Raw genomic sequence first — 11588 nt, forward strand, 5'->3', positions numbered from 1 at the left:
CCGCCGGTCTACGGCACGCCGCTGCCGCCAGCGCCCGCTCCGCCCTCGAACGCCGCGCCGCCGTATCCCGCCGCGTCGGCCCACACCTTCCCCCCGGGCTCCGTCGGCTCCCCGGCGCCTGTCGTCCCGCGGACGCTGAGCCTCGTCGGGATGATCCTCGGTATCGTCGGGCTCGTCGTCTCGATCTTCGCCTGGGGCTTCGGATTCATCCTCTCGGCGCCCGCTGTCGTCCTCGGCTTCCTCGGTCGGCGCCGCGAGCCGGGCGCGCGCGGCCTCGCGCTGACCGCGATCATCACCGGCGTCGTGGGCATCCTGGTGTCGTTGGTCTACCTGGCGATCACGATCGTCGTCTTCTCGATCGCCCTCGGTGCGGTCAATTCGGGCTCCTGACCGCTCCCGCGTTCAGCCGACGGAGGACCGCTCGACGCGTTCGGCGAGCAGCGCGCGGTGGCGGCCCTGGATCCGCGTCAGGATGAGGACCGCTCTGGCGCGACCTGCGAGGCCGAGCCGCTTGCGGAACCGGGCGGGGTCGATGTCGACCCCGCGCTTCTTGATCTCGAGCACTCCGATGCCGCGCGAGCGCAGCTCCCTGGCCAGGGTGCGCTCGTCCAGCGGAAGTTCGGCCAGCACGCGGAAGCTGCGGAGGAACGGCGACACGGCGGCCTCGTCGCCGGTGAGGTAGGCGATCCCGGGCGAGAGCATCCGCGAGCCGCTCTCTCGGGCCAGCTCGCCCAGCAGCCGGGCGCGGATCGCGGAGCCGTCGGGCTCGTGCACGAAGGCGCCGAGAGCGCCGACCTCCTCATCCTCGCTGTCCCCGGCAGCGGTGAGCTCGGCGGTCGCCCCCGCGCCGATCAGCAGAGCGGAGCGGCGCACTCCCGGTCGCGCGAGCGCGCCGAACCACAGGCCCGTCTCGACCAGCTCGCCATCGACCGAGACCCACTGCGCCTCCGCCTCCTCGGGAAGCCGCTCGCGATCGAACCCCGGACCGACCTTGACGCCCACCGGCCGGTGCCGGGCGAGGCCGAACGCGAAGTCGAGCGAGGGCGAGTAGTCGTCGGGGTCGTCCAGGCGCCGGGTCTCTCGGTGACCGGCCGTGCGGCGGGCGGGATCGAGGTACACCGCGTCGAAGCCCGTCAGGTCGAACGACTCCGCGCGGGAGTGCGCTGCGCCCGCACGGGGGAACGGGGCGAGGTTGAAGCTCGCCAGCGTCGCGGTGACCTCGTCGGCCTCGACCGCCGTCACCTCCAGGTCGATGGCGGCCATCGCGAGGGCGTCGCCGCCGATGCCGCTGCCGAGGTCGGCGATCCGGCTCGCTCCGGCGGCGGCGAACCGGCCGGCATGCAGGGCCGCGACGCGCAACCGCGTCGCCTGCTCGAGGCCGGCGTCGGTGAAGAGCATCGAGCGGGCGAACTCGCCGAACTTGGCCTCGGCCTTCTGTCGAAGGCGCGCCTGGGTCAGCACCGCAGCAACCAGCACCGGCGAGTGGCCGGCCGCGCGGAGGCGGGCGACGGCGCGGACGAGGTCGTCCGACCGGTACCCGTCGAGGGAGTCGAGGAGCCGGAGACCCTCGGGGGAGAGGAGCTCGACCAGCTCGTCGCGTCGCATCCGGCCATGGTAGGCCACAGGCTCCGGCCGCTCGGCCGTCCGGCTTGGCACTCTGATTGCACGAGTGCCAGCCGAGCCCCTACGATGGATCTAGCACTCTCGGAGCGTGTGTGCCAGAACCACGCTCCGCCCATCTCGTCGTCAAGAAAGAGGTCAACCGTGTCGGTGTCCATTAAGCCGCTCGAAGATCGCATCGTCATCAAGCAGGTCGAGGCGGAGCAGGTGACCGCTTCCGGTCTCGTCATCCCCGATACCGCCAAGGAGAAGCCGCAGGAGGGCGAGGTCGTGGCCGTCGGGCCCGGTCGCATCGACGACAACGGCAACCGCGTGCCCCTCGACATCGCGGTCGGTGACAAGATCATCTACTCCAAGTACGGCGGAACCGAGGTCAAGTTCTCGGGTGAGGACTACTTGGTCCTGTCGGCGCGCGACGTCCTCGCGGTCGTCGTCCGCTAGTCCGGACTCCTCGGAGGGCCCGGCGACCTCGGTCGCCGGGCCCTCCGTCGTCCCCGGTCGGTCCTCCTGGCGACGAGTGGCCTGATCCGCCGGCCGCGACGGCCCTCTGCCCCCTTCTGCGGTCGACGCCGTGCGTAGGATCGGGGGAGTGTCCGCCTCCCGCACCCCCGCCGAACCCCTCGCCCCATCGACCGCCGGTGCGCCCGTCGGGGCGGGCGAGCCGGTGCAGCGGCCCGCGGGCGGCATGTCGTCGACCGGGCTGCTGTTCGCCTTCGGCGCGTACCTGCTCTGGGGTGCGATGCCGCTCTACTTCATCGCGATGGCGCCGGCCTCGCCCTTCGAGATCGTCGCGTTCCGCGTGCTGTTCTCGCTGGCGTTCTGCGTGATCCTGCTCACGGTGACCCGGGGCTGGCGGTCGTTCGCCGCGCTGCTGCGGCAGCCGCGCCTGCTCGGAGTGATGGCGATTGCCGGTGTGCTGATCTACATCAACTGGCAGGTCTACGTGATCGCCACGACGACCGGCCACGTGATCGAGGCTGCTCTCGGCTACTTCATGAACCCGCTGGTCACCGTGCTGCTGGGGGTCCTCGTGTTGCGCGAGCGCCTCCGACCCGCCCAGTGGGTCGCGATGGGCATGAGTGCGGTCGCCGTGCTGGTCATCGCGGTGGGCTTCGGCGCGTTCCCGTGGATCTCCCTCGCCCTCGCCTTCTCGTTCGGCCTGTACGGGCTGGTGAAGAGCCGGGTGGGCGGACGCGTCGACGCCGCCGGCGGCCTCATGCTCGAGACCCTGTGGCTGACTCCCCTCGCCGTCGTGCAGCTGGTCGTGGTCGGCTCGATGGTCGGCCTGACGCTGACGACCGAGGGCGTCGGGCACGCCCTGATCCTCGCCTCGGCCGGGATCGTCACCGCCGTGCCGCTGCTACTGTTCGCCGGCGCGGCCCGTCGGCTCCCGCTCTCGATCGTCGGATTCGTGCAGTACCTGACGCCGTTCCTCCAGTTCCTCGTGGGGGCTTTCGTGCTCCACGAGGAGATGCCGGTGGAGCGCTGGATCGGCTTCGCACTGGTGTGGGCCGCCCTGGCCGTTTTCTCAGTCGACCTCGTCGCAGCCGAGCGCCGCCGGCGCCGTTTCTCGGCCGGAAGTGCGGAACGCGTCGTTCAGCCCTGACGTGGCGGCGAAAAAGTAACGATCCGGTCGCGAAACCTTTTGGTAACACCCCTGTATTGTTCACGGCTGCTTCGGAGGTTAGGTTGGCCGAGCGGTTGCCACCGGCGCCGCTCCCACTGACACACACCTCTCAAGGAGCAACATGGGCGTTTACGCGAAGGCCGGCTCGGCCCGCGCGCGGTCCCTCCGGGCAACCCTCGGCGGCGTCGCCATTCTGGGCGCCAGCGCTCTCGTCCTGGCCGGCTGTGCCGGCGGTGGCGACAGCGGATCGGGTGGCGACGGCGACTCGGGCGGTCTGTCCCTGAAGATCGGCACGATCCTCCCCCAGACCGGAACCCTCGCCGTCCTCGGCCCGCCCGAGATCGCGGGCGTTGAGCAGGCGGTCGCCGACATCACCGACGCCGATGCCGGCATCTCGATCGAGGCGGAGCAGAAGGACTCCGGCGACACCACGACCGACATCGCGACCCAGTCCGCGACCTCGCTGCTCGCCGACAACGTGTCCGCGATCATCGGTGCGGCGTCCTCGGGCGTCTCGAAGACCTTCATCGACCAGGTCACCCAGGCGGGCGTCGTGCAGATCTCGCCGGCCAACACCTCGCCGGACTTCACCACCTACGACGACGACGGCTACTACTGGCGCACCGCCCCCTCGGACGTGCTCCAGGGCCGCATCCTCGGCAACAAGATCCTCGGCGACGGCAAGACGAACGTGTCGATCCTCTACATGAACGACGCGTACGGCACCGGCCTCGAGAAGAACATCAAGGAGACCCTTGAGGCGGGCGGCGCAGTCGTCGCGGCCGAGGAGATCTTCGAGCCGGCGTCCACCGACTTCAACTCGGCGCTGACCTCGGTCCTCGCGCCGAACCCCGACGCGCTGGTCGTCATCTCGTTCGACGAGATCAAGACCATCGCGGAGCAGCTCTCGGCCAAGGGCTTCGACTTCTCGAAGCTCTACGGCACGGACGGCAACTACGGTGTCATCAAGGAGTCGGACACCAACGTCGACATCGCGGGTGCGCAGTTCACCAACCCGGGTGTGCAGGCGTCCGAGGACTTCCAGTCGTCGCTGCAGTCCCTCGTCGAGTCGCAGGGCAACCCGCCGCTCACTGTCTTCAGCTACGCGCCGGAGTCGTACGACGCGACCATCCTGACGGCTCTCGCCTCGCTCCAAGGCGGCGCAACGGACGGCGCGACCATCCGTGACAACCTCAAGGCGGTGTCGGAGGGCGGCACGAAGTGCACGACCTTCGCCGACTGCGCGAAGCTGATCGCCGACGGCGAGGACATCGACTACGACGGCCTGTCCGGCCCGATCTCGTTCGACGACAACGGCGACACCAGCGAGGCCTCGGTCTCGATCTACAAGTACGGGGCGGGTAACACCACCTCGTTCGAGGAGACCGTCGAGGGTTCGCTGAACTGACGACGCGGTGGCGCGGCTCCGGTCGCCTCCACAGAGGGGCTCGGTCTTCGGACCGGGCCCCTTCGTCGTGCCGGAGCCCGTTGCGTCCGTGGCGACACTCTCCGCTCCCGGCCGACGACGGAGCGCGCGCCCTCCCGTCCGTTGTGGCGACGGGGGACGCGCGCTCGGGGCGTGCTGAGAGGGCCTAGGAGGCGCGGAGCAGCTCCGCCTCCTGCGCCAGCCGGTAGGTGACGAACGAGCGACTGTAGTTGCGACGCTTGCCGCCCGTGGTCTCGGCGATGACCACCTGCGCGTAGACGCCGACAACGCTCCAGCGGTCGTAGTCTCCGATCGCGCCGGTGCCGAAGGTGGCGCCGACGGCGACGGGTGCGGGGGTGTAGCTCTTCATGATCGGCTCCTTCGAAGCGGATGCCGCAGCACTCGTGGCGCTGCGGGAGAGAGGACCCGGCGGCCGATCGAAGCTCCACCGGCGGGCGAGGTGAGGCGGGCTATTCCGTGTCGGGGACGACCCGTGTCCCCAAAACTACGTCAGAACGGCCACGGTGCTGTCACCCTCTCGAGGGCCTCCGTTGCGGAGAAAGCTCGATGACTCGCCACGGCGGACGGGACGCTCCGGGAACGGCGAAGGGCCCGCCATCCGGAGACGGTGGGCCCTTCGCGGTGGCGCTCAGCCGCCGACGGTCGGAGTGCTCGTGGTGACCTCGTTGGTCGTCGCCAGCGTGCCGAGGTACAGCTCAATCACCTTCGGGTCGTTCATCAGCTCGCGGCCGGCGCCCTCGTAGGCGTCGCGCCCCTGGTCGAGCACGTAGCCGCGATCGCAGATCTGCAGGGCGCGGCGGGCGTTCTGCTCGACGATCATGATCGAGACGCCCGCGCGGTTGATCCGCTGCACATTGACGAAGGTCTCGTCCTGACGCATCGGCGACAGGCCCGCGCTGGGCTCGTCGAGCAGGAGCATCGACGGGTCCATCATCAGGGCACGCGACATCGCCACCATCTGGCGCTCGCCTCCGGAGAGCGATCCCGAGCGCTGCTTCAGGCGCTTGGACAGCTCGGGGAACAGCTCCGTCACGAACTCGAGCCGCTGGCGGTACGTCTTCGGCTTCTGGTAGACCCCCATCTCGAGGTTCTCCTCGATGGTGAGAGACGGGAAGACGTTGTTGTTCTGCGGCACGAACCCGACGCCCTTCGACACCAGCTTGTCGGCCTTGAGCCCCGTGATGTCCTCGCCGTTGAGCACCACCGTGCCCTGGCGGATGTTCACCAGTCCGAACATCGCCTTCAGCAGCGTGGACTTCCCCGCGCCGTTCGGGCCGATGATGCCCACGAGCTCCCCGCGCTTCACATAGACGTTCGAGCCGTTGAGGATGTTGACCCCCGGCACGTAGCCGGCATGGAGATCGTGGGTCTCGAGCGTGTTCGGGGTCGTCGTGTCGGCGGTCATTTCTCGTCCTTCTCGAATTCGACGGCGGGAGCGTCGGTCGTCGGGGACGCGCTCGTCGGCGCGGCGGCCCGAGCATCGTCCCCCGGCGTCGGAATGCCCGCCTGCTCCGCCTGCTTCTCGACGTCCTCGCGGACGAGGTCCGACTCCATCTCCTCGGCGATCTCGAGCTGGCCCTCGATTGTCCCGAGGTCGGTGTCGTGGTGCGCCCCCAGGTAGGCGTCGATGACGGCCTGGTCGTTCATCACGGTCGACGGCGGGCCCTCCGCGACGACCTTGCCCTCGGCCATCACGATCACCCAGTCGGCGATCGTGTTGACCATGTGCATGTCGTGCTCGACGAAGAGCACGGTCATGCCCTCGTGCTTGAGGTTCACGATGTGGCCGAGGAGAGACTGCGTCAGTGCCGGGTTCACGCCCGCCATCGGCTCATCGAGCATGACCAGCTCGGGCTCCGACATCAGTGCCCGTGCCATCTCGAGGAGCTTCTTCTGCCCGCCCGACAGGCTCGACGCGTAGTCGTCCTTCTTGGTGTCGAGCTTGAACTTCTCGAGCAGGCGGATCGCGCGCGCCTCGATCGACTCCTCCTCCTTCGACCAGAGCGGCCGGATGAGCGAGGTGAGGATGTTCTCGCCCTTCTGGCCCTTGGCGCCGAGGAGCATGTTCTCGAGCACCGTCATCCCGCCGAGGGCCTTGGTGAGCTGGAACGTGCGCACCATGCCCATCCGGGACACCTTGTAGGCCGGGACGTTCGCGAGGTTCTTCCCCTTGAAGTTCCAGGTCCCGGTGTTGGGCTTGTCGAAGCCGGTCAGCAGATTGAAGAACGTGGTCTTGCCGGCTCCGTTCGGGCCGATCAGGGCGGTGATGGAGCCGCGGGGGATCTCGACGTGGGCGACGTCGACAGCGGTGAGGCCGCCGAAGCGGCGGCTGACGCCGTCGGCGACGACGATGGGGTCCTTCTTTCTGACCCCGGGGACGATGGTGTCCTCGGTGATCTCCGAGACCGGCGTTCGAGTCGTGGTCGTGTCAGGCAAAGTGCAGATCCTTCTTCTTGCCGAAGATCCCCTGGGGTCTGAAGATCACCAGGAGCATGAGGGCCACCCCCACCACGATGAACCGGATGGGTCCGGTCTGCACGGTCGTGAGGCGGATGAGGTCGTTGTTGAGGACCCCGGTGTCGATCCCGAGCGTGAGCAGTCCGTCGGTGAGACCAAGGACGACCCAGAAGATGATCGAGCCGACGACAGGCCCGAAGACCGTCGCGGCGCCGCCCAGCAGCATGATCGTGTAGAGGAAGAACGTGAGCTGGGTGCCGTAGTTGTCGGGCTGGAGCGAGCGGGGCAGGATGAACAGCGCTCCCGCGAGACCGCCGAGCACGCCTCCGAGGATGAGCGCCTGGATCTTGTACGAGAACACGTTCTTGCCGAGCGAGCGCACGGCGTCCTCGTCCTCGCGGATGCCCTTGATGACGCGGCCCCAGGGGCTGCGCATCAGGAGGAACACCAGGAGGCAGGCCAGGAGCACGAGGCCCCAGCCGACGATCCGCACCCACCACTGGTCCTGGCTGTACGTGAGCACGCCGATTCCCCAACGGCCCTCTGGCAGCGGGTTGAGGTCGTTGAACGCCTTCGCCGCGCCGTTGATGCCCTCGGAGCCGCCCGTGATCGCCGAGAACTCGGGTGTCTTGACCGAGAGTCGCACGATCTCGGCCGCCGCGATCGTCACGATCGAGAGGTAGTCGGCTCGCAGCCGGAGCGTCGGGATGCCGAGGATGAGGGCGAAGACCGTCGCCGCGACGATCGTCGCGAGGAACGAGCCCCAGACGGGCCACTCGAACTTGACCGAGGTGATGGCGAACGCGTATCCGCCCACCGCCATGAAGCCGGCCTGTCCGAAGTTGAGCAGCCCCGTGAATCCGAAGTGGATGACCAGGCCGATGGTCGCCAGCGCGTACGCGGCGACGGTGGGATCGACGATCTGCCCGATCGCCAGCCAGATGAAGTTGAGGTTCATGGTGTCCTAGCCGATCCGTTCCTTGCGGCCCAGGATTCCCTGCGGCCTGACCAGGAGGATGATGATCATGAGGATGAGCGGAGCCACGTACTTGAGGTTCTCCGGAATCCAGATCGTCGAGATGTTCATCATCAGTCCGATGATGAGCGAGCCGACCAGTGCGCCGTAGGCGGAGCCGAGGCCGCCGAGCGTGATCGCCGCGAAGATCAGCAGCAGGATCGACGCCCCGGTGTCCCAGCGCAGCGACTGATAGAAGCCGATGTACACGCCCGCGAGGGCGGCCAGTGCGCCCGACATCACCCAGACGACCCGGATGACGCGTTCGACGTTGATGCCCGAGGCGGAGGCGAGGGCCCGGTTGTCCGAGACCGCGCGCATCGCCTTGCCGATCTTGGTCTTCGTGAGCACGTAGGCGACTCCGACGATGCACACGACGCCGATGACCGCTCCCACGATGTCGGTGAACTTCAGGCTGATCCCGAGGGTCGGCACCGTGAGGTACGGAGCCGTGCTATTGGGAAGTGAGAGGCGGTCGGCCCCGAAGAAGAAGACGAACACATAACGCAGAGCCAACGACAGGCCGATGGTCACGATCATCAGGGGGACGAGCTGGATGCCCTTCTTCCGCAGTGGCTTCCAGAGCAGCCCGTCCTGGACGAAGCCGAAGGCGCCGCCGAGGATCACGGCGATGGGGATGGCCAGCAGCGCCGGGAGCCCGAAGACGCCGGAGAAGAGGTACGCCATCAGAGCACCGAAGGTGACCAGCTCGCCGTGCGCGAAATTGTTCAGACCGGTGACGCCGTAGATCAGGGAGGCGCCGATCGCCGCGAGAGCGATCAGGAGTCCGAAGATCAGGCCGGTGACGACCTTGGGCCAGAAGATGATCCAGAACGTGTCGGCCGACACCGGCTGGCTCACGGCGTTCGACGTGCCGTCGGGGTTCGTCGCGTCGTTCCCGGTCGTGCCCTCCGTCGCGGGGTTCGTCGGAGCGGCGGAGTCCGTCGGGACGGGGACTGTCGCTCCCGTGCCCTTCGGGTTCGCGGTCGAGACGATGAAGTTCACGATCTGGTTCTGCGAGGCGACGATCTTCACCTGCTTCGGGTTCTGCCCGGCCCCCGGATAGCCCTTGTCAGCGGGGAGCGTCTCCTCGTCGACGGTCACCGTGTAGCTGCCGGCGGCCTCGAGGGGGAACGTGGCCCGGCCGTCCTCGCCGGTGGTCACGGTCGCCGAGGCGTCACCGCCGAGCTCGACGGACACTCCCGTCAGGTTCTCGTTCGTCCCCTGCACGCGGACCCAGGCGATGATCGACTGGTCGGCGGTGGTGGCGGCGAGTGCGGCGGGGGCGGCGGCCGCGATCCCGGTGAGCGACGCGGCGAGGAGGCCGAGGGCCAGCAGCCGGTCGCGGAGTCCGGTGCGTCTCCTATCCACGGGGCGCCTCCCTGTCCGTCGGGCGCGGGGTCGTCGAGCGCTGGCGGCGCATCGAACGGCAGGCTGTGAGCAAGACGTTTACCTCTCGTCAGGGTGCACAGACGGATGGGGTCTCCGGGCAGAGCCGAATAGCCGTCGTCAAACAACGTTGGTCGACCATACGTTCCACATGTGTCGGCTGTGTTTCCTCACCGGCACGGACGCGTGACGACATTATGCGGGAGAGGAGAGCGCTCCACTGCACGGGACGTGCTCCCAGGGCGCTCCCGAGAGGAATAGACCCGCCCGCTCGGCGCTTAAGATCGAACAACCGTGGCTCGTGCGGAGCAGACCTCCGTGTCTCCTCAGGGCCGCCGCTCTCGACCTGCTAAGGGGCATTGATGGACCAGCCGGATCCCTTCGGATTCCTCGGACTCACGTACGACGACGTCATGCTCCTCCCCGGGCACACCGACGTCATCCCGAGCGAGGCCGACACGGCCTCCCGGCTGACGAAGCGGATCAGCGTGGCGACTCCGCTGCTCTCGGCCGCGATGGACACCGTCACCGAGGCGCGCATGGCCATCGCGATGGCCCGCCAGGGCGGGCTCGGGGTGCTGCACCGCAACCTCTCCATCGCCGATCAGGCCGACCAGGTCGACCGGGTCAAGCGGAGCGAGTCGGGCATGGTCTCGAACCCCGTCACCACGACTCCGGACGCCACCGTCGCGCAGGTCGACGAACTCTGCGGGCAGTACCGCATCAGCGGCCTCCCGGTCGTCGACTCGTCCGGTGTTCTGGTGGGCATCATCACCAACCGCGACATGCGGTTCGTCTCGCCCTTCGAGAAGGCGACCACGCTCGTCCGCGACGTCATGACCAGCTCCGGTCTGATCACGGGGCGCGTCGGCATCCCCGACAGCGAGGTCATCGCTCTCTTCGCGCAGCACAAGATCGAGAAGCTCCCCCTCGTCGATGCGCAGGGCAAGCTCGCCGGGCTCATCACCGTCAAGGACTTCGACAAGTCGGAGCAGTACCCCAACGCCACGAAGGACGACGAGGGCCGCCTGCGCGTCGGCGCCGCCATCGGCTTCTTCGGGGATGCGTGGCAGCGCGCCACCGCGCTCCTCGAAGCGGGCGTGGACGTGATCGTGGTCGACACCGCGAACGGCGACTCCGCGGGCGTCCTCGACATCATCCGCCGGCTCAAGGCCGACTCCGCGTTCACCGGAGTCGACGTCATCGGCGGCAACGTCGCCACCCGCTCCGGCGCTCAGGCGCTCGTCGACGCAGGGGCCGACGCGATCAAGGTCGGGGTCGGTCCCGGCTCGATCTGCACCACCCGCGTCGTCGCCGGCGTCGGCGTGCCGCAGGTCACCGCCGTCTACGAAGCCTCCCTCGCGGCCCGCGAGTCCGGTGTCCCCGTGATCGCCGATGGAGGCCTCCAGTACTCCGGCGACATCGCTAAGGCGCTCGTGGCCGGTGCCGACACGGTGATGCTCGGCTCGCTCCTCGCCGGCTGCGAGGAGAGCCCCGGCGACCTGGTGTTCCAGAACGGCAAGCAGTTCAAGACCTACCGCGGCATGGGCTCGCTCGGAGCCCTGCAGACCCGGGGGGAGCGCACCTCCTACTCGAAGGACCGCTACTTCCAGTCCGACGTGCCCACCGACGACAAGCTCATCGCCGAGGGCATCGAGGGCCAGGTGCCCTACCGCGGCCCGCTCGCGAACGTGGCCTATCAGCTCGCCGGGGGACTCCGCCAGTCGATGTTCTACGTCGGCGCGCGCACCATCCCCGAGCTGAAGGCGCGCGGCAGGTTCGTGCGGATCACCGCGGCCGGGCTCAAGGAGTCGCACCCTCACGACATACAGATGGTGGTGGAGGCGCCGAACTATCGGCGCTGAGCGTCCGGTGTGGGACCGGCGGCGATCCCGACCCGCTCCCTCCCTCCGGGAGACGAGCGCAGGCCTGAGACGGGAGGCCGGGGACGCAGCGCGAGCGGCTTTCCCTCGCCCCGTCGGGAGGGGGCGTCCGCGGTCCCTCGGACGGGCGTCGCCGCGGCCCTGCCGCGA

11 protein-coding genes are annotated in these 11588 nt (G+C 68.7%); 5 read left to right on the forward strand and 6 right to left on the reverse strand.

The genetic code is table 11. The features are described 5' to 3' along the window. Positions 1 to 390, forward strand: a 390-nt coding sequence (locus ACH61_RS18460) for a DUF4190 domain-containing protein (RefSeq protein ID WP_082845218.1), incomplete at its 5' end; no start/stop codon positions are given. A 12-nt stretch (positions 391 to 402) separates the two neighbouring features. On the opposite strand, the gene ACH61_RS11400 is transcribed toward ACH61_RS18460, so the two are convergent. Then, entirely contained in the window at positions 403 to 1605 is a 1203-nt protein-coding gene (locus ACH61_RS11400; protein WP_068212182.1) for a class I SAM-dependent methyltransferase, read from the reverse strand. Positions 1606 to 1764: 159 nt separating this feature from the next. Between ACH61_RS11400 and groES the strand changes: the two genes are divergently transcribed. From groES to ACH61_RS11415, 3 genes are all read left to right on the forward strand, one after another. Continuing rightward, a complete protein-coding gene (gene groES, locus ACH61_RS11405; RefSeq protein ID WP_068212185.1) occupies positions 1765 to 2061 on the forward strand; it encodes a co-chaperone GroES in 297 nt (98 codons plus the stop codon). Positions 2062 to 2305: 244 nt separating this feature from the next. After that, positions 2306 to 3226, forward strand: coding sequence for an EamA family transporter RarD (gene rarD, locus ACH61_RS11410; protein WP_068212196.1), 921 nt, complete (start codon positions 2306 to 2308; stop codon positions 3224 to 3226). A 142-nt stretch (positions 3227 to 3368) separates the two neighbouring features. After that, complete coding sequence (locus ACH61_RS11415) at positions 3369 to 4655, forward strand: ABC transporter substrate-binding protein (RefSeq protein ID WP_068212186.1); 1287 nt, start codon at positions 3369 to 3371, stop codon at positions 4653 to 4655. Positions 4656 to 4839: 184 nt separating this feature from the next. Here ACH61_RS11415 and ACH61_RS17450 read toward each other — a convergent pair whose 3' ends face one another. The 5 genes from ACH61_RS17450 to ACH61_RS11440 all read right to left on the reverse strand — a co-directional run bounded on the left by ACH61_RS17450 (position 4840) and on the right by ACH61_RS11440 (position 9537). After that, on the reverse strand, positions 4840 to 5043 hold the full coding sequence (locus ACH61_RS17450; RefSeq protein WP_068212187.1) for a hypothetical protein: 204 nt from the start codon (positions 5041 to 5043) through the stop codon (positions 4840 to 4842). 279 nt (positions 5044 to 5322) lie between these two features. Further along, positions 5323 to 6099, reverse strand: a complete 777-nt coding sequence (locus ACH61_RS11425; RefSeq protein ID WP_068212188.1) for an ABC transporter ATP-binding protein — start codon at positions 6097 to 6099, stop codon at positions 5323 to 5325. Beyond that, positions 6096 to 7130 (reverse strand): ABC transporter ATP-binding protein, encoded by a 1035-nt coding sequence (locus ACH61_RS11430; protein ID WP_068212189.1) that lies wholly within the window; start codon positions 7128 to 7130, stop codon positions 6096 to 6098. The genes ACH61_RS11425 and ACH61_RS11430 overlap by 4 nt, the downstream gene beginning before the upstream one ends. Further along, positions 7123 to 8109, reverse strand: a complete 987-nt coding sequence (locus ACH61_RS11435; protein WP_068212190.1) for a branched-chain amino acid ABC transporter permease — start codon at positions 8107 to 8109, stop codon at positions 7123 to 7125. Before ACH61_RS11435 ends, ACH61_RS11430 begins: the two co-directional genes overlap by 8 nt. Before the next feature lie 6 nt (positions 8110 to 8115). Further along, the gene (locus ACH61_RS11440; protein ID WP_068212192.1) at positions 8116 to 9537 is read right to left on the reverse strand and encodes a branched-chain amino acid ABC transporter permease; all 1422 of its coding nucleotides are present in this window, start codon (positions 9535 to 9537) and stop codon (positions 8116 to 8118) included. 380 nt (positions 9538 to 9917) lie between these two features. Here ACH61_RS11440 and guaB point away from each other — a divergent pair, with 380 nt between their 5' ends. Then, entirely contained in the window at positions 9918 to 11420 is a 1503-nt protein-coding gene (gene guaB / locus ACH61_RS11445; protein WP_068212194.1) for an IMP dehydrogenase, read from the forward strand. Positions 11421 to 11588 lie beyond the last annotated feature (168 nt).

Origin of the sequence: Rathayibacter tanaceti (assembly GCF_001634385.1) — a bacterium.
Taxonomy (GTDB): Bacteria; Actinomycetota; Actinomycetes; order Actinomycetales; family Microbacteriaceae; genus Rathayibacter; species Rathayibacter tanaceti.

What these genes read in the sequence shown, in the direction of transcription:
- rarD (WP_068212196.1), top strand. Translation starts at nt 2,306, where the DNA reads ATGTCGTCGACCGGGCTGCTGTTCGCCTTCGGCGCGTACCTGCTCTGG.
- ACH61_RS11425 (WP_068212188.1), bottom strand. Translation starts at nt 6,099, where the DNA reads ATGACCGCCGACACGACGACCCCGAACACGCTCGAGACCCACGATCTC.
- ACH61_RS11435 (WP_068212190.1), bottom strand. Translation starts at nt 8,109, where the DNA reads ATGAACCTCAACTTCATCTGGCTGGCGATCGGGCAGATCGTCGATCCC.
- ACH61_RS11415 (WP_068212186.1), top strand. Translation starts at nt 3,369, where the DNA reads ATGGGCGTTTACGCGAAGGCCGGCTCGGCCCGCGCGCGGTCCCTCCGG.
- guaB (WP_068212194.1), top strand. Translation starts at nt 9,918, where the DNA reads ATGGACCAGCCGGATCCCTTCGGATTCCTCGGACTCACGTACGACGAC.
- ACH61_RS11400 (WP_068212182.1), bottom strand. Translation starts at nt 1,605, where the DNA reads ATGCGACGCGACGAGCTGGTCGAGCTCCTCTCCCCCGAGGGTCTCCGG.
- ACH61_RS17450 (WP_068212187.1), bottom strand. Translation starts at nt 5,043, where the DNA reads ATGAAGAGCTACACCCCCGCACCCGTCGCCGTCGGCGCCACCTTCGGC.